At 58.0% G+C, this 25377-nt stretch carries 25 protein-coding genes; 9 read left to right on the forward strand and 16 right to left on the reverse strand.

From position 1 onward, the window contains the following. Positions 1-273: 273 nt before the first annotated feature. Positions 274-2877, reverse strand: a complete 2604-nt coding sequence (locus S7A_RS14755; protein ID WP_009091833.1) for an EAL domain-containing protein — start codon at positions 2875-2877, stop codon at positions 274-276. A gap of 208 nt (positions 2878-3085) precedes the next feature. On the opposite strand from S7A_RS14755, the gene S7A_RS14760 reads away from it, so the two are divergent. The 3 genes from S7A_RS14760 (at position 3086) to S7A_RS14765 (ending at position 4396) form a co-directional block, all read left to right on the forward strand. Then, positions 3086-3736 carry a CPBP family intramembrane glutamic endopeptidase gene (locus tag S7A_RS14760; RefSeq protein WP_009091835.1) on the forward strand — a complete coding sequence of 217 codons (651 nt, stop codon included), beginning with the start codon at positions 3086-3088 and terminating at the stop codon, positions 3734-3736. A 159-nt stretch (positions 3737-3895) separates the two neighbouring features. Continuing rightward, entirely contained in the window at positions 3896-4066 is a 171-nt protein-coding gene (locus tag S7A_RS21530) for a hypothetical protein (protein ID WP_009091837.1), read from the forward strand. Positions 4067-4165: 99 nt separating this feature from the next. Then, entirely contained in the window at positions 4166-4396 is a 231-nt protein-coding gene (locus tag S7A_RS14765; RefSeq protein ID WP_033736603.1) for a hypothetical protein, read from the forward strand. 344 nt (positions 4397-4740) lie between these two features. Here S7A_RS14765 and S7A_RS14770 read toward each other — a convergent pair whose 3' ends face one another. The 5 genes from S7A_RS14770 to S7A_RS14790 form a co-directional block, all read right to left on the reverse strand. Beyond that, a complete protein-coding gene (locus S7A_RS14770) occupies positions 4741-5169 on the reverse strand; it encodes an OsmC family protein (protein ID WP_009091842.1) in 429 nt (142 codons plus the stop codon). Between the two features lie 58 nt (positions 5170-5227). Then, on the reverse strand, positions 5228-6415 hold the full coding sequence (lldD, locus tag S7A_RS14775) for an FMN-dependent L-lactate dehydrogenase LldD (protein WP_009091844.1): 1188 nt from the start codon (positions 6413-6415) through the stop codon (positions 5228-5230). Beyond that, a complete protein-coding gene (lldR, locus tag S7A_RS14780) occupies positions 6415-7188 on the reverse strand; it encodes a transcriptional regulator LldR (RefSeq protein ID WP_009091846.1) in 774 nt (257 codons plus the stop codon). Before lldR ends, lldD begins: the two co-directional genes overlap by 1 nt. Then, the gene (gene lldP, locus S7A_RS14785) at positions 7185-8840 is read right to left on the reverse strand and encodes an L-lactate permease (RefSeq protein ID WP_009091849.1); all 1656 of its coding nucleotides are present in this window, start codon (positions 8838-8840) and stop codon (positions 7185-7187) included. The genes lldR and lldP overlap by 4 nt, the downstream gene beginning before the upstream one ends. Positions 8841-9049: 209 nt before the next feature. Beyond that, positions 9050-10219, reverse strand: coding sequence for a cyanate transporter (locus S7A_RS14790; protein ID WP_009091851.1), 1170 nt, complete (start codon positions 10217-10219; stop codon positions 9050-9052). An 87-nt stretch (positions 10220-10306) separates the two neighbouring features. Here S7A_RS14790 and S7A_RS14795 point away from each other — a divergent pair, with 87 nt between their 5' ends. From S7A_RS14795 to dbpA, 3 genes are all read left to right on the forward strand, one after another. Beyond that, on the forward strand, positions 10307-11167 hold the full coding sequence (locus tag S7A_RS14795) for a LysR family transcriptional regulator (RefSeq protein ID WP_009091854.1): 861 nt from the start codon (positions 10307-10309) through the stop codon (positions 11165-11167). Positions 11168-11256: 89 nt separating this feature from the next. Further along, entirely contained in the window at positions 11257-12645 is a 1389-nt protein-coding gene (locus S7A_RS14800) for an amidohydrolase (RefSeq protein WP_009091856.1), read from the forward strand. A 1402-nt stretch (positions 12646-14047) separates the two neighbouring features. Beyond that, the gene (gene dbpA / locus S7A_RS14805; protein WP_009091857.1) at positions 14048-15427 is read left to right on the forward strand and encodes an ATP-dependent RNA helicase DbpA; all 1380 of its coding nucleotides are present in this window, start codon (positions 14048-14050) and stop codon (positions 15425-15427) included. 33 nt (positions 15428-15460) lie between these two features. Here the strand turns inward: dbpA and S7A_RS14810 are convergent, their stop codons facing one another. Further along, positions 15461-15853, reverse strand: coding sequence for a YgiW/YdeI family stress tolerance OB fold protein (locus S7A_RS14810; RefSeq protein ID WP_009091859.1), 393 nt, complete (start codon positions 15851-15853; stop codon positions 15461-15463). 167 nt (positions 15854-16020) lie between these two features. On the opposite strand from S7A_RS14810, the gene S7A_RS14815 reads away from it, so the two are divergent. The 3 genes from S7A_RS14815 (at position 16021) to S7A_RS14820 (ending at position 19049) form a co-directional block, all read left to right on the forward strand. Next, positions 16021-16983 carry a chemotaxis protein gene (locus S7A_RS14815; protein WP_009091860.1) on the forward strand — a complete coding sequence of 321 codons (963 nt, stop codon included), beginning with the start codon at positions 16021-16023 and terminating at the stop codon, positions 16981-16983. Positions 16984-17037: 54 nt separating this feature from the next. Beyond that, entirely contained in the window at positions 17038-17172 is a 135-nt protein-coding gene (locus tag S7A_RS21740) for a hypothetical protein (RefSeq protein ID WP_255348909.1), read from the forward strand. A 299-nt stretch (positions 17173-17471) separates the two neighbouring features. Further along, a complete protein-coding gene (locus S7A_RS14820; RefSeq protein ID WP_009091862.1) occupies positions 17472-19049 on the forward strand; it encodes a methyl-accepting chemotaxis protein in 1578 nt (525 codons plus the stop codon). Positions 19050-19173: 124 nt separating this feature from the next. Here S7A_RS14820 and S7A_RS21665 read toward each other — a convergent pair whose 3' ends face one another. The 9 genes from S7A_RS21665 to S7A_RS14860 form a co-directional block, all read right to left on the reverse strand. Beyond that, positions 19174-19344 (reverse strand): cold-shock protein, encoded by a 171-nt coding sequence (locus S7A_RS21665; protein WP_140028666.1) that lies wholly within the window; start codon positions 19342-19344, stop codon positions 19174-19176. Positions 19345-19347: 3 nt separating this feature from the next. After that, on the reverse strand, positions 19348-19560 hold the full coding sequence (gene cspA, locus S7A_RS14825) for an RNA chaperone/antiterminator CspA (protein WP_009091867.1): 213 nt from the start codon (positions 19558-19560) through the stop codon (positions 19348-19350). Between the two features lie 316 nt (positions 19561-19876). Further along, on the reverse strand, positions 19877-20299 hold the full coding sequence (locus S7A_RS14830; protein WP_009091870.1) for an Ivy family c-type lysozyme inhibitor: 423 nt from the start codon (positions 20297-20299) through the stop codon (positions 19877-19879). Between the two features lie 153 nt (positions 20300-20452). Continuing rightward, positions 20453-22207: a glycosyl hydrolase family 28-related protein gene (locus S7A_RS14835; protein WP_009091871.1), complete on the reverse strand. Its 1755-nt coding sequence runs from the start codon at positions 22205-22207 to the stop codon at positions 20453-20455. A gap of 204 nt (positions 22208-22411) precedes the next feature. Continuing rightward, positions 22412-22705, reverse strand: a complete 294-nt coding sequence (locus tag S7A_RS14840) for a hypothetical protein (RefSeq protein ID WP_009091873.1) — start codon at positions 22703-22705, stop codon at positions 22412-22414. Next, the gene (locus tag S7A_RS14845; RefSeq protein ID WP_009091875.1) at positions 22702-23049 is read right to left on the reverse strand and encodes a hypothetical protein; all 348 of its coding nucleotides are present in this window, start codon (positions 23047-23049) and stop codon (positions 22702-22704) included. Before S7A_RS14845 ends, S7A_RS14840 begins: the two co-directional genes overlap by 4 nt. Beyond that, positions 23046-23513 carry a glycoside hydrolase family protein gene (locus S7A_RS14850; protein WP_009091877.1) on the reverse strand — a complete coding sequence of 156 codons (468 nt, stop codon included), beginning with the start codon at positions 23511-23513 and terminating at the stop codon, positions 23046-23048. The genes S7A_RS14845 and S7A_RS14850 overlap by 4 nt, the downstream gene beginning before the upstream one ends. A gap of 203 nt (positions 23514-23716) precedes the next feature. Further along, on the reverse strand, positions 23717-23995 hold the full coding sequence (locus S7A_RS14855; protein WP_009091881.1) for a hypothetical protein: 279 nt from the start codon (positions 23993-23995) through the stop codon (positions 23717-23719). Between the two features lie 423 nt (positions 23996-24418). Then, complete coding sequence (locus S7A_RS14860; protein WP_009091882.1) at positions 24419-25150, reverse strand: S24 family peptidase; 732 nt, start codon at positions 25148-25150, stop codon at positions 24419-24421. Between the last annotated feature and the right edge of the window lie 227 nt (positions 25151-25377).

Here is a 25377-nt window from a genome sequence, read left to right on the forward strand (position 1 = left end):
TTTGATCTCCTGTTGGACGTGTAAAACCCTGTCCCCAAGAGTAGCAAAGCGTGCCGGCCAGGCTGAACTCTAAAAAAGTAAAGTTGTTACAGCCGCAGAAAATCGTAAGCGGTGGCGATCACAATTTAGGATTAATCGCACGCACTGCTTAAAAAAGAAACGCCCGGTGGCTACAATTAACTAAGATTATTCTTAGCTCTGGGAGTCCATAATGGAACTGATTATTTTTGTTGTCTGCGCCATGCTGATGACCGCCGTGGCGGTCAAAGTCCGTTAAGCGGACCCAGCCTGATTCTGCGCCGTTCTTTCCAGAAGCGTACTGAACGCAGCCAGCGGCATCGGACGACCGAGGAAGTAGCCTTGCCCCTCTTCGCACGAGAGCTGTTTTAACTGGTTCAGCTGCGCTTCTGTCTCAATCCCCTCTGCCGTGATGGTCAGCGCAAACGCGCGTGCCAGCGCAATAATGCCCGCTACCACTGACTGCGCCTGCTCCGACTCCGGAAAATCTTTCATCCAGGAGCGATCGATCTTGAGGCCGTTAAAAGGGTAGGTTTTCAGGTAACCCAGCGCGGCATAACCGGTGCCGAAATCATCCACGGTTAACCTGACGCCCAGCGCCCGTAAGCCCTGCATCATCTCCAGCGCACGCTGCGGATGTTCAAAGGTAACATTCTCTGTGATCTCCAGCTCCAGACGCGTTGCCGGCAGGCCGCTTCGGGCCAGCGCATCCGCCACCCGCTGCACCAGGTCGCTGGTGCGAAACTCCATCGGCGAGATATTCACCGAGACGTAGCGGTCGCCTCCCCACCCCAGCGCATCTTCACAGGCGCGCATCAGCACCCAGTCACTGATGGTGGCAATCAGTCCGCTCTCTTCCGCCAGCGGAATAAAGTGATCGGGTGTCATCCACTGATCCGGCGCAACCTGCCAGCGAAGCAACGCCTCGGCTCCCGCCAGCTGGCCGCTCAGCAGCTGATAGCGGGGCTGATAGTGAAGGCGAAATTCATTGTTCCTCAGCGCTTTCTCAATGCGGCGTGCCATTTCACGCTTATCCTCGCGCTGGCTGGCCATCTCGCTGGCATACCAGACCCACTGATTGCGCCCCGCTTCACGTGCTTCGGTGAGCGCGATATCGGCCATACGCAGCAGCGTTTCCGGGTGACTGGCATCCTGCGGGACGCAGGCAATGCCCATGCTGACCGTCAGATAGTGGACATGCTGGCCGGTGCTGATCGGCTGCTGAACCTCATGCACCAGCTGAGCACAGCGCTGATCGACCCGCTCGCGGTTCGTTTCACGCAGGACCAGCACAAACTCATCCCCGCCCAGTCGTGCCACCAGCTCCTGAGGCCCCGTGGCGCGCTTCAGACGCTGCGCGATCTGGCTCAGCACCTCATCGCCCGTCGCATGGCCCCAGGTTTCGTTGATCGGCCTGAACTGATCGAGGTCGAGCGTAATCAGCGTCAGCGGCACGATCCCTTCCGGCTGCTCAAGATGCTGTGTCAGAAACTCCTGCAGCTGCACGCGGTTCGACAGGCCGGTTAAGACGTCATGACGCGACAGGAACTGGATACGCGCCTCCGCTTCCATACTCTGCGTGATGTCTGAAACCGTGCCGCGGAATCCGATACGCCGCGTGTCATGCCAGATCGTTTTCGCCACCAGCTGACCAATACGGCGGTTGCCCTGCGCCGACATAAACTGGCAGCGCAACGGCATCTGCTGCCCCTCCTCCTCCTGGCGCAGCAGCCAGGCGACCAGCGAATGGCTGGGATGGGTCAGCAGCTGATCGATGTGTCGCCCCAGCCAGTGTGACATGTCGTGGCCGGTGACATTTTCAAAGCGCGCGGACAGGTAGATCAGGCGGCCCTTCTCATCCGTCTCCCAGATCCAGTCTGACGCCGCCTCAGCGAGATCGCGAAACCGCGCTTCGCTGCTGGCCAGCTCCTGCTGGCTGATCGCCAGCATGGCGAAGCGCCGGTCTGAGAGAATCGCATTCGAAAGCGCATGGCGGCTGACGCGGCGGGTGATCAGACCAATGATGATCGCCATCAGCGTCAGCAGGGGCAGCAGAAACAGGATCAGGCCCATTCCCGGCATCTTCGGTGTCCAGCGCAGGACAATAGGTTCGCCGTGCGGCAACGGCTGCACCATGCGCGGCTCGCGCAGCGCATCCTCTTCACTGTCGGGCAGACGCAGCTCGCGCACATCCAGCGAGGCACCCAGCGCCTGAAGCTTGGCGGGGGTAAACAGATTCACAAACACCATCACGGATGGCGGCCCCGCCTTTGACGGCGTGTTATCCACTCTGCCGCTGCTGATCGGGGCGGCCACCACGATGGCGGGCAGATGATTGATCTCTGCATCCTGCGTCATGGCCCTGTTGTTCAGCTGACGCGCGGCCGCAATCAGGCCGGGCGTCTGCTGACCCAGCCAGGCCTCCAGCGGCGTGTCCGTCAGCTGACCATCAATCACCGTGTAGGTGGTGTGACCTTTGCCATCCACCACGAACACGCCTTCATAGTGATACTCTTCATAAAGACCCGGACCAAAGTTCTCTTCGTCATACGCCCAGGCTTTGTTCACGCTGACGTGAAGATTACGCCACGCTTCGCCCCAGAAGGCATAATCCCGGATATCAGTGGCCATCGCCTCCTGACGACTCTTCCATGCCTGCTGCACCAGCAGCAGATCGTGCTCAGCCGATGTGCTGTTCTGCCGCTGGGCAATGGTCAGCACCATCACCATTGAGAGCAGCAGCACGCCAAACAGCAGCAGCGAAAGCGTACGCAGACTGCGGCGCGTAAAGCGCACAGTGCGGTCTTCAGCAGCCTGTCTGAATGGCGGTGAGGGCGGTGCCGGGGGGTTAAAATTCATTGAAAGTGCTCACTACACAACCAGGTTTTAGTCACGGGCCAGCCCTGTAATACGGGGGGCTGACCAGATAGTTTCCTCAGTTATCGGCCCGCCTGCTCCGGTGTTTAGTCTGCGGCAAAAATAAGCATGCAATATTGTCTCAAGGGCTGACTCGACAGCGATCAGGCGCATTGCTACTATGCGCTAACCTTCGCTGGCAGAGTCGCCTATGAACACCAATTCCGACAGAGTGACCCTGACGCTGTTCTACGTCGGCAGCTTTGTGGTTTATTACCTGGTTACCATGCTGATCACGCTGTTTCCCAACTACAGCGTGCTGCGCAATGACGGACTGCTGGTGCCGGTGCTCTGCCTGTTTGAATTTGCGGTTATCTACCCGCTGTATCGCTTCTACTGCCAGCGCCGCGCCGATCTGCCGCTGGGTGAACTCGGCATGCTGCAAACCCTGCTCTTTACCGGCGCGCTGTTTGTCCTGATGGCGGCCCAGATGCAGTTTATGCAGCCGGAAGGCTGGCTGGTGATGCAGGCCCAGCAGGGACGCAATTCGCTGCTGATTCTGCTACTCACCGCCGTGCTGCTGGCCCCGGTGTTTGAAGAGGTGCTGTTCCGCGGATTCCTGTTGCAGGGCTTTCTGCTGTGGGCGCCGCGCAGCCGCTTTGCCTGTATGCTGCTGACCTCGCTGCTGTTTGCGGTGATGCACACGCAGTATGTTCACTGGCAGACCCTGATCGCCCTGACGCTCTTTTCGCTGCTGCTCTGCTACGCCCGGCTGCGGAGTAACAGTCTTGCCCTGCCTATCTTTCTGCACACCCTGAACAATCTGATTGCGCTGCTGCCCGCCTGGTATTTCGCGGGCTGACGCCTCATCGCCTCTCTGCTGACGCACCGTTTTCCGGCCGTGTCGCGGGCCACCGCTCACACTGACAATGCTGCCCCGGCACGTTTGTCTATACTGGTGGATAAAAAGGGAAAAAAACGTCACAGTCCGGACCAGCAGACCGTGTAAAGGAGAAGAGCGATGTTGATAGGATTTGTGTTGTTAGTGAGCGCGTGTGGATATGATGCCTGTGAGGCGCTACCCGTCTCGGAGCGTATCTATCCGACCAAAGCCGACTGTGAAACGATGGCGCACCGTATTCACAAAGTCAGACCGAACGTGGTCCTGCTTTGCGGTGAGGTTCATCGCTGATTCAGGGCCAGTCGCAATAAAGCCGCGCTGCAACATTGCAAGCTGGCGATTTAGCGTACAAAATATAAGCTGTTGTTCACCATTATCGTTGTGAATCCCATGAAAACATCACGTCCCCGTCGTCCTGCCGGACGCTGGGTTTACTATCTTTTGTATGATGGCATTCTGTGGCCCTGCCCTGTCCGCTGGGAGTGGGAGAGCAGTTATGGCGGCTGGCTGCCGTTTTACTACACGCCTACCTTTGAGTTTGTGGTGGGCGATCCGCGCAAGGCTTATCGCATTGCGCGCAGCGACGTGCGGGTCAGACGGCGCGAAGATGCCTTTGTCTGAGCGAAATCTACCGCCACGGCAGCCATGAGGCTGTCAGCAGGAAGTAAATCGCCTCCAGCACGATAATCACCATCAGTAAGATGCCCAGCGTGTGGCGACCTGTTCCCTTCATCGGTTCAGGCCCAGACCATCGCAGCCCGACGTATCAGCGCAGGGCACCACAGATGCATAACAGCACCAGCCCCCTCTTCCACTGTTTTCTGGCCGCCCGGACTCTCATCATCGCGGTTTCCTCTCTGTCAGAAAGCAAAGATGCGCCTGAAGGCGCATCTGTTTCGGTCAACAGCAGGACCGGTTGTGCATAGCGTCGCGCCAGGGCCGCCAGGGGCGACCCGTTACCGGCATCAGTTATTCAGCGTGTAATCCAGTGTGATTTCCGCATTCAGTAACTGAGAAACCGGGCAGCCCGCCTTAGCGTTGTTGATGATTTCATCAAACGCTGACTCATCAATGCCTGGCAGAGAGACGGTGCTGGTCAGCGCCACTTTGGTGATGGCAAAGCCGTCGCCTTTCTTGTCCAGCGACACATCGGCCGTAGTATCAATGCTTTCCGGCTTGTGACCCGCATTGCCCAGCATCAGCGAAAGGGCCATGGAGAAACAGGCCGCGTGCGCTGCACCAATCAGCTCTTCCGGGTTGGTGCCTTTGCCGCCTTCAAAACGGGTGTTAAAGCCATAGGGCTGCTGGCTCAGCACGCCGCTCTCAGTGCTGACGGTGCCTTTGCCTTTGATATCGCCTTCCCAATGCGCCGAACCTTTCTTATGAATGGTCATCTCATTCCTCCTGTGGGTAAAGAAGCTAAGTATAGACAATGCATTCATTTTCGCAGGCTTAACTCACCGCGCGCGGACGGGGTGAGGCGCTCTGCGGCTCCAGCAGCGCCCCGGCCTGCACCAGCGAATCGCGCGTGATATCCGCGATGGACTTCGCGCCGGTCAGGGTCATGGCAACGCGCATCTCCTTCTCAATCAGGTTCAGCAGGTTTTCCACGCCGCGCTGACCGTGGGTCGCCAGCGCATAGATAAAGGCGCGTCCCAGCAGCACGCTGTCTGCGCCCAGCGCAATCATGCGCACCACATCCAGCCCGTTGCGGATACCGCTGTCTGCCAGAATGGCAAGATCCCCTTTGACGGCATCGGCAATCGCCGGTAACGCCCGCGCAGACGACAGCACACCATCCAGCTGACGGCCGCCGTGGTTAGACACCACAATCCCGTCGGCCCCGAAGCGCACCGCATCGCGCGCATCTTCCGGGTCCAGAATCCCTTTGATCACCATGGGCCCGTCCCAGAACTCACGGATCCACTCCAGATCGCGCCAGGAGATAGAGGGATCGAAGTTGTTCGCCAGCCAGCCGATGTAATCTTCCAGTCCGGTCGGCTTGCCGAGATAGGCAGAGATATTGCCCAGATCGTGTGGACGTCCCTGCAGGCCGACATCCAGCGCCCACTGCGGATGCGTGACCGCCTGCCAGTAGCGTCGCAGCGCGGCGTGTTTACCGCTCATGCCGGAGTGCGCATCGCGGTAGCGGGCACCCGGCGTCGGCATATCGACGGTAAAGACCAGAGTCGAGCAGCCCGCGGCTTTGGCGCGCTCTAGGGCGTTGCGCATAAAGCCGCGGTCGCGCAACACATAGAGCTGGAACCACATCGGGCGGTTAATCGCCGGTGCCACCTCTTCAATCGGGCAGACCGAAACCGTGGAGAGGGTAAACGGAATCCCTTTCAGGGCAGCCGCACGCGCCGCCTGCACCTCTCCCCGACGGGCATACATGCCACACAATCCTACCGGCGCCAGCGCAACCGGCATCGACAGGGTTTCCTTAAACAGGGTCGTTTCCAGGCTCAGTTCTGACATGTTCTTCAGAATACGCTGGCGCAGCGCCACGTCCGACAAATCCTCCACATTGCGACGCAGGGTATGTTCGGCATAGGCCCCGCCGTCAAGATAGTGGAACAGGAACGGCGGCAGGATACGTTGCGCGGCGGCGCGATAGTCACTGGCAGCTGAGATAATCATCAGTCGGATTCCTTAGGGTTGCGTGTGTCGTTATCCGGTAAGCGGGTGATGCGCGCCTGACGCGCTTCATCTTCATGCAGGCTTTTCATGGTGGTGTGAACAAACCCCAGGTGCTGCATCGCTGCCTGCCGGGCGGCGTCGGCGTCGCCCGCGAGAATGGCGTCGAGCAGCGCCTGATGCTGTTCCGTGAGGCGGGCAAAAATCGCAGGCTGGGTATACATCCGCTGACGGCTCTGCATGACCGAGGATTGCAGCAGTTCAAAAAAGCCCCGCATGGTCTGCAGCAGCACCAGGTTGTGCGACGCCTCGGCAATCGCCAGATGGAAGCGCACATCGGCCTGGGCGGCGAGATCGGGATCGTCACTCTCCTTCAGCTTCAGCGTGGCATCAAAGGCGTATTGCAGCCGCTCTCTGTCGGCGTCGGTGGCGCGCAGTGCCGCATGCCAGGCGGTGCTGGCCTCAATGGCGTGACGCGCCTCCAGAATGTCATAGCGGTAGTCGGGATCGTCATGCAGCAGCTGGCGAATCGGCTCCACGATGCGCTGTTCCGACCAGGGGGCCAGCTGCTGCCGGAGCCAGGTTCCGCCGCCACGCCGGCTGATCAGCATCCCGCTGCTGATCAGCTGCTGAATCGCCTCACGCAGCGAGGAGCGTGAAACGCCGAGTTCAGCCGACAGCTGTCGCTCGGCGGGCAGGCGCATGCCTGGCTCAAGTTGATGGTCGGTGATGTACGCCCGCAGGCGCGTCACCAGCGGGTCTGCCGGGTTTGTCATGGGATCATCCAGGGGAAAACGTAGGCCTGAAGCGTGGTAATGAGACCGACCATACAGGTGAAAATCAGGCTGTGTTTCACGGTAAAGCGGAACAGGTCGGACTCTCTGCCCACCAGCCCGACCGCCGCACAGGCGATGGCGATCGACTGCGGTGAGATCATCTTGCCGGTCACGCCGCCGGTGGTGTTGGCCGCTACCAGCAGGACATCGGAGACGCCAATCTGCTGCGCGGTGGTGGCCTGCAGGGCGGCGAAGAGCGCATTGGATGAGGTGTCCGATCCGGTCAGGAACACGCCCAGCCAGCCCAGAAACGGCGAGAAGAAGGTAAACGCGTGACCGGTGTGCGCGAGGGCCAGCGCCAGCGTGGCGGAGAGGCCGGAGTAGTTGGAGATAAAGGCAAAGGCAAGCACCATCCCGATAGAGTAGATGGGCAGCGCCAGCTCCTTCAGCGTAGCCGCAAAGGTCTGCAATCCGGCCCTGGGCTTCATGCGCAGGAAGATCATCGCCGCAATCGCCGCGATCAGAATCGCGGTGCCGGTGGCGGAGATCAGATCGAGCTTATAGAGGGCCGGATAAGGCGTGGTGCTGCTGACCACCGGCGGCACCCGCGCCACCAGCCCATTCAGCAGCGGAACCGGTATGTTCAGCACCCACTCATAGAGCGCGCCGCCCTGGGTGAACAGCGCCTTAAACGGCGGAATACTCCAGAGCGTTACGGTGGCGGTGAGAAACAGGAACGGCATCCAGGCGCGAACGATCTGGCCCAGCCGGTACCTCTGCGGCGGCGTCAGGGTGTCACCCTGCTTCGCCCCGGCATCAGCAAAGCGGAAGATGCGCACCGGCTTCCAGACCCGCAGGAACAGCGTCAGAGAGATCAGCGAGGCGAGCGACGAGATAATGTCAGGCAGCTCCGGGCCCAGAAAGTTGGAGCTGAGAAACTGGGCGACAGCAAAGGAACCGCCCGCCACCATGACTGCCGGCCAGGTCTCTTTTACCCCACGCCAGCCATCCATAATCGCCATAATCCAGAACAGCACAATCAGGGTCAGCAGCGGCAATTGACGCCCGGCCATCTGGCCGATGGCGAAGCTATCCAGCCCGGTGACCTGCCCCGCCACGATAATCGGAATTCCCATCGCGCCAAAGGCGACCGGCGCGGTATTCACGATCAGGCAAAGCCCGGCGGCATAGAGCGGGTTGAAGCCCAGCCCCACCAGCAGCGCGGCGGTAATCGCGACGGGTGCACCAAAGCCCGCCGCCCCTTCCAGAAAGGCGCCGAACGAGAAGCCGACAATCAGCATCTGCAGGCGCTGATCGGGCGTAATCGACAGGATAGAGGCGCGGATAATATCGAACTGGCCGGTTTTAACCGAAATTTTGTAGACGAAAACGGCGGCGACAATGATCCAGGCTATCGGCCACAGGCCGTAGAGAAAACCATACACCACGGCGGCCAGCGCCTGTGCCACCGGCATCTGATAGAGGAACAGCGCCACCAGCAGCGCCAGCACCACAGTCAGGGTGGCCGCCAGATAGCCCTTCATCTTAAGTTTAATCAGTGCAAAGAAGAAAAACAGAATCGGTATCAGTGCGACCAGGCTCGAAAGCCAGATGTTGCCCAGCGGATCGTAGTTTTGTTGCCAGATCTGCATGCCGTTATCTCCAGAGGAAAGATGAGATGGAACACAGTCGCTGTGCTGCATTCCCTCAGCCCGCCGGATTGGTCAGACCACATCCGGCTTTCGCGGGCCTTATGGCTGGAGATAGTTAATGCATTGTTAACCTGTGGCAACAAAAGTTGCGCGATTTTTCTGGTTGTGTGAACCAGGGAAAAATATTGCGCCGATTGGTCTGACCAAAATCAGGAATTTCCTTCGGGAAAGGCGTGCGGATAACTGCGCGGATGGAAACGCAGATTAAGCGCAATCAGCAGCAGCGTAACCGCCGCCTGCAGAACCCACACGCTGGTGAAGTGACCGGTAAGCGTGTGCAATTGTCCGGCGATAAACGGCATACTGCCCGCGATAATAAAGCCGACGCCCTGCATAAAGGCGACCAGCCGTGCACCCGCCTGCGGCTGCGCCAGATGATCCAGGGCCAGTACCAGCGCCAGCGGAAACGCCCCGCCCAGTCCTGCGCCCGCGATCCCCGCCCAGAGCCAGGGAGCCAGCTGCGGGGCAAACAGGAAGCCAAGCATGCCGCAGAGCTGCATCGCCAGCGTCAGCAGCAGCAGCGGACGGCGATCGCGCCCCCGCGCCAGCAGAGGCAGCAGCAGCGCCCCGGTCACCTGACAGCCGATCATCATGCCGAGCAGTGAGCCGCCCGCCTGCGCAGGCCAGCCAAGGTGATGATAGAAGTCGGGCAGCCAGGCGACACAGATGGCGTAACCGCCGTTCACCAGGCCGAAACTCAGCGCCAGTGTCCAGGCGCGCGGTTTACGCCAGAGGGAAGGCAGCGCTGCCCTCTCCTGGCGGGCGACCGGTCTGCTGGCGATAAACAGCCAGAGCAGCATAGCCAGCACCACCGGCAGCGCCCAGCTGCTCAGCGCGCCCTGCCAGCCAAGCTGCCCGGTCAGCCACGGCGAGATTGCCGCACCGATGCCACCGCCGCCCATCAGCGCCGCGGCCCACAGACCGGTGACCCCGGCACTGCGCTGGCCAAAGCGCTGACGGATCACTCCCGGCATCGCCATCTGCACGATGCCGATGCCCGCACCGCCCGGCAGGGTCGTCAGCACCAGTCCTCGCCCCTCCGTCACAAACAGCCGGCTCGCCAGGGCCAGCAGCAACAGCAGCAGCCCGCCCAACAGCAGTTTGCGCACGGAAAAGCGCTGCATCAGTGGCGCACTGACGAGGGCAATCGCGCCCATCATCATCATCGGCAGCGCCGGCAGCAGCGACGCCGCCAGCGGTGACAGGCCAATGCTCTGGCGTAACTGGCCGAGCAGTGGGCTGACGGAGGTCATCAGCGGCCGCATATTCAGCCCGGCCAGTACCAGTGCCGCCAGCAGCAGAACGTTATCTCTCTTCATCGGCAATCCATACGTTTAAAAGTTGTCAGCCTGACAGCAGCCGATACTATTGGGAAATGAAATATTACTCTGCCAGGTAGTGAAAAAATGAATCGTCAGCCGATGTTTACCCCGCAGCAGTTGCTCAGTTTTGTGGCCGTGTGCGAAACCACCAGCTTCACCCGGGCGGCCGACCGGGTGCACCTGTCGCAGTCCACCGTCAGCCAGCAGGTGCGGCGCCTTGAGGAGATGGTGGGAAAGGCACTGCTGGTTCGCTCCTCGCATCAGGTGCAGATCACCGAAGAGGGCGAGAAACTTTTGGGCTATGCCCGCCGGATTATTGCGCTGAACGGGGAAGCCCACGATGTCCTGAGCGATCAGTGGCGCGACGGCGTGCTGCGGCTGGGAGTGCCGGAAGATTTTGCCGCCCCCACCGCCGGTCTGCTGGCGCACTTCAGTCGCGCCCACCCTCAGCTGCGGCTGGATGTGATGAGCGGCATGCAGGTGGAGCTGAGGCGCGCCTGGCAGCGTGAAGAGCTGGATATCATGCTGATTAAGCAGCCCTATGGCGATCGTCCGCTGGCATCGCGGCCGGAACCGCTGCTGTGGCTCGACAGCGCGGAGTGGCCCTGCTTCGAACAGACGCCGGTGCCGCTGGTGTTGTTTCCCCAGCAGGGGCTTTATCGCGATGAGGTGTGTCAGACGCTCGATGCGCTGGGCCGAAGCTGGCGCATCAGTTACAGCAGCGCCAGTCTGGTGGCGCTGGCCGCCGCCAGTGCGCAGGGGCTGGGGCTGACGTTGCTGCCCGCCAGCTGTCGCCTGCCCGGACATCGGGTGCTGGGCCGTGAGCAGGGGCTGCCGGTGATTGATACTTTTGAACTGGCGCTGTTCTGCCGTCATCCACAGGATCCGTTGCAGCGCGCGCTGGCGGAATCACTGGCAGCGTTCGGTCAGCTGCGCTGGCAGTGAAATATCGAATAGTCACCAGTGAGAAATAGCGCAGCAGGGTAAGCCCGCCTTTGTCAGATTAACGGTCTGTTCCCCTGACTGGAGTTTTTATGCCTGTTTCCTCTTCATCGAGCCGCCGTGGCTTTCTCGGACACGGTGTCCGCTGGATCGCCGCAGGCGGCCTGCTCGCTGCCGGTCTCGGCTCGGCCAGTGCCGCGACGACTTCCGCCCCCTCCGTCTCCCATCCTGACACCCCCGCCCCGCTGCCTCAGCAGGATCACTATCTGCTGCGCAATGTGCGGCTGGAGGAGGGGTTTATTCGTGAGGAGGATGAGATCGTCGCCACGCGCACCGGCCGTTACGATATCAGCGTGCGCGACGGCAGCATTGATCGACTGACGCCCGCCGGTCAGGGTGATGCAACTCTGCCGTCATGGGATGCGCAGGATGCACTGCTGCTGCCCGCCACCCGGGATATGCACATCCACCTTGATAAGACCTTTTACGGCGGCCCGTGGCAGGCGCCCCGTCCCCGTCAGGGCAAAACCATCATGGATATGATTGCCCGCGAGCAGGTGCTGATTCCGCAACTGCTGCCGCACTCACAGGCGCGCGCCGAAGCGTTAATCGCCCTGCTGAACGCCAAAGGCACCACCCGCGCCCGCAGCCACTGCAATATCGATCCGGTCAGCGGCCTGCAGAGTCTGGAACATCTGCAGGCGGCGCTGGCGCGGCACCCCGACTTTCACTGCGAGATCGTGGCGTTTCCACAGCACGGCCTGCTGCACTCGCAGGTCGATGGCCTGATGCGCGAGGCGATGCAGCACGGCGTCGCAAAGGTGGGCGGGCTGGACCCCACCAGCGTGGATGGCGCGATGGAGAAGTCACTGGATGCGATGTTCCGGATTGCACTCGATTATCAGCGCGGCGTTGACATCCATCTGCATGAAACCTCCCCGGCTGGCGTAGCCGCGATCCAGTACATGATCGACACCGTCGCCAGGAACCCGGCGCTGAAAGGCAATGTGACACTGAGCCACGGTTTTGCGCTGGCGACGCTGGAGGGGAGCGCCCTGAACAAAATGATTGAAGGGCTGGCAGAGCAGCAGTTCAGCGTGGCCTCAACGCTTCCCCTCGGCAAACTGACCATGCCGATTCCGCAGCTGCAGGCGGCGGGCGTAAAAGTCATGACCGGCACCGACAGCGTTATCGATCACTGGTCACCCTTTGGCACCGGCAGCATGCTGGAAAAAGCGAATCTCTATGCCCAGCTCTATCGCGGATCGGATGAGTTTTCGCTGTCGCGGGCGCTGGGGATTGCCACCGACGATCGGCTCCCGCTTTCGGCTCAGGGCGAGAGACAGTGGCCGCAACCAGGCGATGATGCGAGCATGATGCTGGTAGCTGCCAGCTGCTCCGCCGAAGCCGTGGCACGGATTTCACCGGTAGTCGCAACCTTCTCGCGCGGTAAACCCGTGTTTGCGCTGTCATCGGCCTGAAATCGCAGGGCGGATCGTGGGCGTTTAGCCTGCTTAGTCATAGCGGAGAGATCGAGCCTGCTCAGGGAAGCGACTGCTGGACATAAAGCGAAGGGAGCATACGCCTGTAGCAAAGCATAGCGGGCCAGGGATAGCCCGCGCTGAGCCTGCCAGGGATGGCGGTTTTGCGTCTTTGCGGAGGGCGTATGCTCCCTGAAGCCTGCTCTGAGTGGAAGCTGAGTGGTATCGTGAAATGGATCGAGCCTGCTCAGGGAAGCCAGTCAGATCGGAAAGGCGCTTAAGCCAATCCCTGGCCGCTCGGCCCGCGCGATTACGCACCTCATCCATGAGGTGCGCCCGTAAACGGGCCAACGCGTTGCGTTGTTCAAAAACGCTCCCGGCGTTTTTGTCCCTGGCGCGGGACGCTTTCCTCTTCTGACTGGCTTCCCTGCGCTTTAAGCTTATTTATCGCTGATAGATTTCCGGTGCCCACGGTTTATCAGCAGCAACAGTCCTGAAACGGGAAGCGACTGCCGGACGTAAAGCGAAGGGAGCATACGCCTGTAGCAAAGCATAGCGGGCCAGGGATGGCCCGCGCTGAGCCTGCCAGGGATGGCGGTTTTGCGTCTTTGCGGAGGGCGTATGCTCCCTGAAGCCTGCTCTGACAGGAAGCTGAGTGGTATCTCGAAATGGATCGCGCCTGCTCAGGGAAACGACTGCCGGACATACGCCTCCCAGAAACGACAGAGCCTCCACAGGGGAGGCTCTGCATTTACCTGAGCGGAGTGCGTGTTACGCGCTTTTGGCCCATTGTTGATTCGACATTAATTCCATTGCCAGCGCGTATAAGCGACGATCTTCCTGATCACAGGGCTCATCTTCCGCATAACACCCGATCATCGAAGCGATCTTATCCGCAGATAAGCTCTCTCCATGAACGTGAAGTGTCAGTACGGCGCGGCCTACTATTTTAAGCACATTTTCATGTGGTCCCTGGATGCTATTACTCAATGCAAATACCCTCTACCGGTCGTTGTACCAGGAATATGGCGCGCTAAATATAAAGCAATTAGCTCAGGATTTTTATCGGCACCAGGAGTGATATTTTTTAATGATTAATTCTATTACTGGAGTCATGACAAAGGATTTATCTGATTAACAATGAAATAAATTTTTAAAAACGGCAGCTTATAAACCTATGACTGGCCTCATGAAATACCCTTTTTTGATTAGTCCCCTTCGGCGCCGGCCAATTAATTAAAAAAACCACCATTTTCAGGCAAACTTCAGTCTATTCCTAAGCGATACGGCAGGGATAGATTCACCCTGCTAACCATCGAGGTTCCCGTTGCCGTCTGGCGTGCTTTCTGCCAGACTTGCCCCGCAATCATGCCCTACACTTTCAGCCTCAGAGGCCGCGCCCGTGACCGCTTTTTCTACCCTCAATTCGCTTCCCGACAGCCAGCTCGATAACCTGCGCGAGATGGGCTACACCAGCATGACGCCGGTCCAGGCCGCTACGCTGCCCGCCATTCTGCAGGGACGCGACGTGCGCGCGCAGGCAAAAACCGGCAGCGGTAAAACGGCTGCGTTTGGTATCGGCTTACTGCACCATATCGACAGCACCCGCTTTCAGACTCAGGCCCTGATCCTCTGTCCGACCCGTGAACTGGCGGATCAGGTAGGCAACGTGCTGCGCCAGCTGGCACGCTTCACCCGCAACATCAAAGTCCTCACCCTGTGTGGCGGACAGCCGATGAGCGCACAGCGCGACTCCCTGGTGCATCCGCCGCATATTGTGGTCGGCACGCCAGGCCGTATCCTCGATCACATCCATCGTGAAAACCTCAAGCTCGACCAGCTCAACACGCTGGTGCTCGATGAGGCAGATCGGATGCTGGAGATGGGCTTCCTGAATGATATGGAAACGATCATTGAAGCCACCCCCGCGTCACGCCAGACCCTGCTCTTCTCCGCGACCTGGCCTGACGGCATCACGGCTATCAGCGCCCGCTTCCAGCGCGACGCGCTCAGCGTGGTGACAGAAGATGTCAGCGAACTGCCCGCTATTGACCAGCAGTTCTTTGAAGCGAGCCACAATGAAAAACTGGGCTTACTGATTGCCCTGCTCAGCGAGCATCAGCCCGCTTCCTGTGTGGTCTTCTGTAACACCAAACGTGAATGCGACGATGTTGCCGCGGCGCTCAACGCACGCGACATCAGCGCCCTGCCACTGCATGGCGATCTCGAACAGCGCGACCGCGAACGCGTCCTGATCCGCTTCGCTAACGGCAGCGGTCGTGTCCTGGTCGCTACCGACGTCGCCGCACGCGGACTCGACATCAAATCACTGGCGATGGTCGTCAACTATCAGCTCGCCTGGGACCCTGAAGTCCACCTGCATCGCATCGGGCGCACGGCACGCGCCGGTGAGCATGGCGTTGCGGTCAGCCTGGTGGCACCCGATGAGATGGCTCGCGCCCATGCGCTGGAAGATTTCCTGCAGCAGAAACTGCCGTGGATCGCGGCCAGCACGCTGAAAAAAGGCAGCAGCAAACCGCTGCCTGCGGCCATGATGACGCTCTGCATTGATGGCGGTCGTAAAGCCAAGATTCGTCCGGGCGACATTCTGGGGGCACTGACCGGTGAGGGGTATCGCGCGGAGCAGATTGGGAAGATTGTGCTGACGCCAACCCATGCCTATGTGGCCATTGAAGCCAGTCAGGCGAAAGGCGCGCTGGTGAAACTCAAGCAGGGCAAAATCAAAGGCAAAACCTGCCGGGCGATTCTGCTGAAGGATTGAAAAAACGGGCGAGGATAACCTCGCCCGTTTTTATTACGGCTCTTCGATTTGGGTCACGTGCAGCGTAGTCTTATCCCCTTTACCCTGCACCTTGCCGCTGACCCGCACTTTGTCTTCCGCAGTGTAGGTCTTACCATCAAAGGTTTTCTTCGGCGCGATAATCGGTAACGTCCCGGTGTTGTCGCGGAACTGATAACGTTCACCCTGCTCTTTCTTCACGATGTAGCCTTCCAGCGTCACGTAACCGCCCTGACGGAAGTCGCGGATCTGATCGATATGCGTCTGACCGGTATCTTCAGAGCCTTTATAGCCCGCATCCTGCTTGTGCTGTGGCGGTGGCGTTTCGCCCGCTTTGTATCCACCCTCTTCCGCTGCAACGCCCGCGCTCACCATCACCAGCAATGACGCTAAAATCACTTTTTTCATTTCACACTCCTTTATTGGAAAGGTGTCCATGTTGAACCTTCAGGGTTAAGCCTGGCACATTAATTGGCGATCGTTTTATTTCACCCTTCTCTTCTCACCTTTTTCCGTTTGCTGCCGATAACCTTTACACACCCTATTTCACCAGCTGCGTTAACGCAGAGGCAACCATGGATAATTTTCAAAAAGAGATTGATGAAAGAGCGAACCTCGCGTTATCGAACAAGTTTGAGCTGCTGCTTTTTCGCTTAGGTTCCGATCAGCTGAAAGGCAAGTCCGAGCTGTTTGGCATTAACGTCTTCAAGCTGCGTGAAATTGTGCCGATGCCGGCCATCACCAAAGCCGCTGGCATGCGGTCACCGCTGCTGGGGATGGCGAGTATTCGGGGTCAGTTCATTCCGGTCATCGACCTGCCTGCCGTGGCCGGTTGTGTGCCGGAAACCGGCCTTAACCTGCTGCTGGTGACCGAGTATGCCCGCAACACTCAGGCGTTTGCCGTTGAGTCCGTTGAGAACATCGTGCGTCTCGACTGGAGCCAGGTTCACACCGCGGAAGCGGGTATCGGCGGTCGCAACATCACCAGTATCGCCTGTCTGGACAGTGACAAGCAGAGCAATGAGCTGGCGATGGTGCTGGACGTTGAGCAAATCCTGTATGACATCATTCCGTCGGTGCGCGGCGTTGAGCCGGAAGCGGCGCGACCACGCACGTTCAACTATCGCCCTGGCGCCGTTGCGATTGTGGCAGAGGATTCCAAAGTGGCGCGTCAGCTGCTGGAACAGGGCCTGAAGAGTATGGGCATCCCGGCGCTGATGTATAACACCGGCCTGGAAGCCTGGGAAAAAATTAAGCAGATGAGCCAGGACGCGCAGGCAGCAGGCGAGTCGATCCATGACAAAATCGCTCTGGTGCTGACCGATCTGGAGATGCCGGAAATGGATGGCTTTACGCTGACCCGCAACATCAAGCGTGACCCGATTCTGAAATATCTGCCGGTGGTGATTCACTCCTCCCTCTCCGGCAGCGCCAACGAAGATCACGTGCGCAAAGTCGGTGCCGATGGCTACGTGGCGAAGTTTGAGCTGAACGAACTGTCAGACGTGATTTTCAACGTTCTCGACGCGGCCCGCTAAGCGAACGCGGGCACATTCGCCCGCGTTTACGGCTCACCTGACAAGGAACCGACTATGCACATTGAAACCTTACCCGTTACCCCTGCTCGCCAGAAGCTGCTGCGTGGCCGTTTACGCCAGCTGGCATGGATTACCGCCGTTACCCTGAGCCTCGCATTCTGGGCTGGCCTCTACTTTTTGATTTTCTGACGTTTAAGCCATTGCTTAAACCGGGCTGTCAGCGTTTCTGCTGACAGCCCTTTTTTTTGTCTTAATTTCGCCGCTCAATCATTGTTCATTTTTTCTGATGCTTAGACCCGATTATTTATTCACGCAACGTTATTACTTAAAAAATATTAAAGGTACATCTGCGCACTCCGATAACTGTATGCGCGAGACCCCCTTTTTGTCTGCGGTCCTGGCCTCAGGCATCAGCAAGGCACTGCGCACAACGGCAAGGCACCTGATTGTTGATAACTCATTGATTAATATTAAGACGGGAAGAGATTATGTTCATTATCAGTAATATGAAGGTGGGAATACGGCTCGCTGCAGCCTTTGGTATTATTGTCACGCTGCTGATCGTCATCGGCGTGACCTCGATAACGAGGATTAACAGTATTAATACGGCGATCGCCTCGATCGTTGACGATCGTTATGTAAAGGTCCGACTGGCCTTTGATGTACGCGACGGTGTTAACGATCAGATTAAATATCTGCGCGGCATGGTGATCGACACGCTGCACCCGGAAAAGAATGCGAAACGCTTTGGTCAGCTGGAAGAGGCGACACAACGCACTAACAACGCCATGAAGAAGATCGAGGCCATTCAGGTCACGGCGGTGGGTAAGAAAAAGATCGCCGGTCTTCTCGCTTCATCGCTGGCCTTCGAAAAGGTGAAAGCCGAGCTGATGGCGCTGGTACAGGCGGGTAATTTTGATGCTGCCAGCACCTATGTGCTGCAATCCATGACCGCCACACAGAATAAATTCCTGCAGGACGCCATCAATTTTGCCAACTCCCAGGACGCGCAGCTGCGCAGTGAGGGTCAGGGCATTATGGATAATGGCCAGTCGGCTATTACGGTCACGCTGATTTTCTCCGCCCTGGCGATTCTGGCTTCCATTGTGCTGGGCTACTTCCTGACCCGCTCTATCGTCCGTCCGCTGGTGGCGGCGGTTGACGTGGCTGAACGTGTTGCCGCAGGCGATCTGAGTTCGCAGATGCAGGTCACCTCGCGTGATGAGACCGGCATTCTGATGCAGGCGCTGCAGCGGATGAACGACAACCTGCTCTCTATTGTGACCGAAGTGCGCACCGGCTCCGACACGATCGCGGTGGCCTCCAATCAGATCTCCAGCGGCAACCTCGATCTCTCTACCCGTACCGAACAGCAGGCCAGCTCGCTGGAGGAGACCGCGTCGGCCATGGAGCAGATGACCTCGACGGTGAAGCACAACGCCGATAATGCGCGTGAAGCCAATCATCTGGTGTCGGCAACCTCCAGCGTGGCGCGTGAAGGCGGCGTGGTGATGGAGCAGGTGATTGAGAAAATGGAAGCGATTGCCCTCTCCTCACGGAAAATTGTCGATATCATCAGCGTTATCGACTCCATCGCTTTCCAGACGAACATTCTCTCTCTGAACGCGGCGGTTGAAGCGGCACGTGCGGGCGAGCAGGGTCGCGGTTTTGCGGTGGTTGCGACGGAAGTGCGCAATCTGGCGCAGCGTTCAGCGTCAGCGGCAAAAGAGATCAAAGTGCTGATTGAGGATTCTGTCGCGAAAGTCGATGAGGGCAGCAAGCTGGTCACACATGCGGGTTCTACTATCGGGGAGGTGGTGAACAGCGTGCAGAGCGTGGCGAACATCATGAGCGAAATCACTATCGCCAGCAGCGAACAGAGCAGCGGCATCAGTGAAATCAACCAGGCGATTACCCAGATGGAAGCGGTGACCCAGCAGAACGCCGCGCTGGTACAGGAAGCCTCAGCCGCGTCACAGGCGCTGCAGGATCAGGCAGAGCGGATGGCACAGGCCATGAGCGTGTTTAACACCGGTAAACTCTCCCTGCAGCCGGTACTGCGTTAACGCCCGAAGCGGCCTGCTGCGGCGGGCCTGTTTCCGGGTCGGGCAACAGCAGAAACAAAAAAGGCTGCCAGAGGCAGCCTTTTATTACTGTAAATGCAACAACGCTATATGGCTCACTAGCCTGTCAGAGTGCGCGAGGCTGGCTCTGAATCGCAATCCTTGCCGTGTTCACCTGAACAACAACAGATTTGCAGAAAATGCATTTCGCTCCATGCGGGTTGGCTCTTGTGACATCAAAATGTGATGTACGAAACTGTGAGCCATGACAGTGTGGACATTTAAAAGTAATTTTCAGTCCTTAGAGACCAACAACGTTCGCAGCAGCTGGGCCTTTGGCGCCATTTTCTACTGTGAATTCAACTTGCTGACCTTCGTCTAATGAACGGAAATCGGTGCCCTGGATTGCAGAGAAGTGTACGAATACATCTTTGCTGCCGTCCTGAGGAGAGATGAAACCGAAGCCTTTCTCTGCGTTAAACCATTTAACGGTACCGCGAATTTTGTTAGACATGCTTAAATCCTTAATATATCGAGCCTTCCGGCATAATGGCCTGAGAACAGATTTTAATCAGAACGTAAGAGAAGACTCAAAAAGAAGGGATGTCTCGCGACAAACTTAGAGATGAGAACTGCTTTGGTTACTTACTTTGATAGTGTCTGTTAATCAAACCGACGATTCATTAAGCCACACTTAACCAGGTGGCGCAAGCCGCAATTGAAATTAATCTCAAATTGTGCGGCCGCCCGTTTCAGCGGGCCGGCATGCGGGGAAACGTCTCAGCGATGCGTCCCGCATGCCACTCTTCTGCTCTGTCTGCCAGCGTGACTCAGGGTGTCAGATCGCCATTCAGCTCGCTCAGCAGGCTGTTGCGCATCCCACCCTCATCAATGGGATCGAGGTTAAGCCAGGTCAGCGTCTGACGCCGGCTTTTCTCATCATAATCGGAGTAGACGCCATGAATATCGCCCTTCTCCGGCGAGTAGAGGATGGCAATCGTCTGCGCCGGGCAGTTATGTGGCTTACATCCCGACAGCGCCTGATACTTCACCCCCTTAATGGTGACCTCCGTGGCCGGGGTACTGGTGCCGCCCTGCTTAACCCATGCCGGAAAAGCGTGCCCGGCGATCAGCTTGTGATACGCCTGGCCGGTCTGTTTGTTCTGGATAAAATCATACAGATAGGTTGGGGCCGCGGCACTCGCGAACAGCGGAACGGCAGCCAGCACCGCCGCGATAACACCTCTTTTCATCCTCTTTTTCTCCTCATATCTGGGTTTTTCTGCGCTGACCATGACCTTATCGGTTTTACCGCGCGCTGTCAGTATCGCCGGGGTGCCGTTACGGTTTCTGACGGCCGATCAAAAAAGGGCGAGGCCGGAGCCTCGCCCAAAACATGCCGATCATCAATCGTAGTAAGGGACCTTGCGGTCAACGCCGTTGATATTGATCAGCACAAACCCGGTTGGCGCGGTCTTGTTGGCGGGTGTTCCCGCTGCGGTAGCGAGTGTAACCACGCCTTTTTCGTTGGCCCCGATGCCCGCCAGTCCGTTGTGCATGCCGAAGCGTGCCGCGGGTTTCAGAGAGCCGACTTTGGTGACGTCTGTCACCACGGACATGTCGGACTGGAACAGCGAGCAGGAGCCGGTGTCGAAACGGGTCGGCCCGGTGGTCTTCAGGTTGAACATCGTCTCGCCGCTGTTGGCTTTCAGCTTGACCCAGATAACGGCATAGGTAGTCCCTACCCGGCCATAGCGGATGTCCAGCACCGACGGCTGCCCCATGTGGTACGCATCGGCCCAGACCGTCTCCAGACGCTGCAGGTTGATCAGCGTCTTACCCGTGCCGACGACGTTAACCGGCGAACCGGCGGTGCCGGAGGGCGTGGTGGCGTCCGCTTTCCCGATTAACTCCATCACCCACTGCTGGTTAGGCGCCGGGAAATAGAGCTGACCCAGCCGATACCAGTTATCGGTGTCGGTGTTGTTCACCACTTTATAGCCGCTGTAATAGCCAGCACGCAGCGAACCGGTCAGGAAGGAGCCGTAGTTTTCATCCCGACGATAGCCATATTCAAAGGTCGACAGCCACTTATTGCCGGCCACGTCATTGGTGATTTTCGCCCCGGCCTGCAGGTTAATTTGACGCATCAGGACGCGGGCATTGTTGAGATTGAGCGGCGTACCGCAATCTTCAATGTTGAGCGTATCGATGGTCCAGCCGCCGTCCGACAGATCCCCCGGGTTGGTGGTGTGCTCAATCCAGACGTTGCGCATGATCCCCTGGGTCACGCGCGGCATATAGAGCGTGGCGTCGCCATAGCCTGACTGGAAGTTGGCGTTGCACAACTCAATCGCAGTTGAGTGGTCCCAGTTCCCCTTCAGTGTGTTTGACCAGCCAACATCAAACACGCGTGAGAAGGTGCTTGAGCTGTAGACCTGATCAAACTTACTGTCGAGCGTATCCTGCAGCTTAAAGACGGTTCCGCCGGTGCTTTGCGCCTTGAAGCAGAAGATATTAACGATCTGGCCGCCCACAATCGTGTTTTCAAAGAACGGCTGAACGTTGCTGCACTGCTCTGGCGTGACGGTGACTTTGGCAGTGGTGTCGACGGTTCCGGCATTAGCCTGTCCATGCCAGCAGATGCCTTTGATGACGATCCGGCGCGCATTAACCTTAAACACCGTATTGGCGCTTTTGTCGGAAATGATGGTGGTACGCGGTGACGATCCGAGATCGCTGTCATCACCCTGGATACCAAAAAACGCCGTCTCCGTCGCGCTGAGATCGATGGGTGAAATCAGGAAGCGGCCACCCGGAAAACGCACCGGCAGCGATTTCACATAGGTGTTATAGCTCTGAGTCCATGCCAGCATCCGCATAAAGGCGTCGGTATCATCGGTAACACCATCCCCTTTCGCGCCGAAGTGCAGGATGTTCACTTCAGTGGGATCGTTGATGGTGCGCTTCCAGTAGAAACCGTTCCCCACCGCCACCGTGCCCCCATCATCCTTCAGCGGGGTGGTGCTGAGGAAGCCGACAAAATCAGCGCCGCCACGGAAGCTGGAATCTTTGTCGTAATAACGTTTCAGGCTCGCCACTTCACCTGATTTTGGTGGGACTGTGGTACGCAGTTCAGCAAAAGAGTTAACTTCGATCATAGAATCCTCCTCAGGATTATTGGGATATCGCGCTGACCATCAGCGCACTACTTCGCCGCAGCCGGATGGCCGCAAAGGGTGTCCCACATGTCGTTGTGGGTGTTGATGGCGCGCACCGTACGAACGTCCATTTTTTGCGCGTCATCGCCGTAGGTATAAAGAGGGGAAAAAAGAACGCAGGCAGAGTCGGTGATCGCCACCGGCTCAGGGTTTGTGGTATTTCGACTGCTGCAGCTTGTCGCGAGCAGCAGCGTCATCAAGGCTGTGGTTATCAGTCGCCACACGGTTAGCCTCCTCGCGGTTATGTTGTTGCTGTTGCGCCACCGCAGTCACGCGGGCCGCCTCCTGTTGCGCGTTATCGACGTCGTTCCGCGCTTTTTGCTGCACTTTGCCCACTTTCCTGCCACCAAAATAAGTGGCTCCCAGGGCCGCAATAACGGCGGCCAGCGCGGCAAGCCAGTGCCAGCCGCCTCCCAGTAATGTCGTAATCAGCGTCATGGCTGCGTTCCTCCGGCCTTCTGCTTCTCAATCAGCAGGTTTTTCTGACGAACAAACTGGGCGATGACGCCCATCGCCACCATGAAGGCGCCGACCAGCCCCAGATAGTTGTGCGGCAGAATCGTTTTGACGTCCTCCGGCAGCACGCTCCAGGCATCAACGGCGGCAGAAGGAAAGGATTGCGCCCAGGCGCTGAGCATCGATCCCAGCGACGCCAGCCAGACTGACCAGGTTCTGAAGAGCAGGCGGGCGTGCGAGACAAACTGGAGAGTGGTGAAACGCTGCAACAGCAGCAGGATGATGATCGCCGTCAGCACGGCGACCAGAAACATGAGCCATCTCATAGTAACCCCCTGTAAACCGCATAGGTTCCGCTGCGCATCATCTCGGCGTGACGTCTGGCCCGGCCCGGTGTCTGACGGGCCCACAGGCTGTTCATCATCGCGTCAGCCGCCTCATCAAACTTCTCAGCCACAATGGCGCTGAGCATGTTTTTAAACTGCATGACCCCGTCGACGCCCAGCTGATACGCCATGCTCAGCAACACATCGGTGCGGGCGTCATTGCACTTTGCCAGCGCGTTACGCAGCAGTTCCCGGCTCTGCATCTCCTGAATTTTGTTTTCGAGAATGCACTGCTTCCAGACATCCCCTACGCGCCGTGGCACCCGGAACGCATAGTTGTTCAGCGAGGCGCCCTTGGGTCCGATGCGGATGCCACCGGCTACCGTGGGGAACCCCAGCGTGTCGAGGTAAGGCGCGTCGACATACCCTTCTTCAAAGTTCAGTACTGCGATTATCTGGCTCATAACGACTCCTCAATGGCGGGTTAAACCCATTCAGCCCTGTGAACAGAAATACATAACGCCCACTGATCATTACCCTGTCCGGCGCAGCAGAATGCCCTGCTCACCCTGCAGCAAAACTGAACAGTAATTCAGCAGATTACGCCCAGCGAAAGCTGGAGAACGCAAAGCGTTATCCGGAACGAAAAGGTGTGTTTTTTTGCGCTTCAGCTCACGGCATAGAGATGGACGTGAGGCAGACAGCAGTTGTCGAAAGCGGGAGTCTCTTTGCTGATGATGCGGGGTGCAGTAATCGCGCGATCCACGCGCGGGATAACCTGACGCTGGCAGATTTGTTCTGCGCGCCGCAGGGCAGGTGTTTCAGCTGGAGAGTTCAGGGCCTGGTCAATACTCTGTTTCAGGCTGCTGAGAGGTTGGCGCCGCCGATGGCGACGAGTACGTGCGTTGCCCATAAAAACGCTTTTGCCATAGTGAATTATCGCCATAACTCCTCCTGTGAATGAGTCTTTGGCGATGGGGTGGCAGGCGCGAGCTTTCGGCGAACCGAACGGGCCCGAATGTCGCGATTCACGATCGCACGCTCGCCCCCCGGCTGCGTGAGCAGCCAGGTGGAAAGTAAGCGAAGGGGAAATAAACGGCATCTGACGACGCTGCATTTTGCGCATCCACCCCATCCCAAAGTTCACTGACTTTTGGGTGGTATGATTCGCGCTTGTGCAGCGCCTCAATTGTTTAAGAGCGGCTCATCCCTGAAAGAACGGCGTTGTTCATCCATATCCAAATTATTAACAGGTTCTTATGCATTATCAAACACTGTTGGTTAATTTTTTATTTACCGCTGGTTAAATTTATGAATTTATGCCGATTATTTTTTTGCGGCCCGCCTGAGAAACGCCTTAAAGGCGGGCTCAGCCGAGGATTTGATACTGTCGCGCCTGGCTCATGATCACTTTTGCCAGAACCTTCAGGCTGGTGACGTCATCATGATTGAGATACCAGGTCTCATAACGTTTATTGTCTGAAATCACAGCAATTTTCTTATGCTGAAGTTGCAGACGCTTGAGGTAGAGCTGCTCGTCAAGGGTAAAGATGTAGATGCCGTCGCCATCAAACATCCGCACGCTGATATCGACAAACAGCTGATCGCGCGGCGCAAAGGTGTCCGCCATCGAGTCGCTGTTAATCGCGATTAACCGGATGTTTTCCGCCGGGCGACCGTTGAACAGCACCCGCGCCTCATCCGGACCATATTCGATCGCCTGGATGGTTTCGACAAACTCGTCCCGCGCGGGCAGGCCCGCCGCGCTGCGCTGACCAATGTCCAGACTGTCCACCCGGAACACATTTTTCCGGGCGGCAAACGTGTTCAGCGTCACCGGCTCTGCGGGTTGATCCATCCCATACTGCAGCCACTCCACCCGGACGCCCAGCAGCTCGCTGAGCGCCAGTAAGTTGCCATCATCAGGCACTGACTGCGCGTTAAACCACTTCCACACTCCCGGCGTTGAAATTTTACAGCCCTGCTTCTGCAGGGCGCTGGCAACCTGTTTGTTCCGTCCATGTCCGGCAATGCCGGCACTCTCACAGGCCGCTATCAGCCTGGCGGTGAAAGCTTGTTTTGTACTTTCTTTTTTAACCATTAGTTAATAATCAGCCATAGAAGAGATACTGGATGTTATTTTCGTTATTGCTACCAGTTCATTTTATATTACCGCTCGTTTACTACCTAACCGCTTTATCAAGCGTTCCTGATTATCATTATCCGCTTCAGCCTGCGACGGGACAAAAAATATTGCCTCAGGCCGCATAGCGCCTTGTGTTTCAGGAATGTTCCGTAAGAAATTGCGTGAAATTCAGCCAGCAATCT

Source organism: Pantoea sp. Sc1, assembly GCF_000255315.1.
GTDB classification, from domain to species: domain Bacteria; phylum Pseudomonadota; class Gammaproteobacteria; order Enterobacterales; family Enterobacteriaceae; genus Pantoea; species Pantoea anthophila.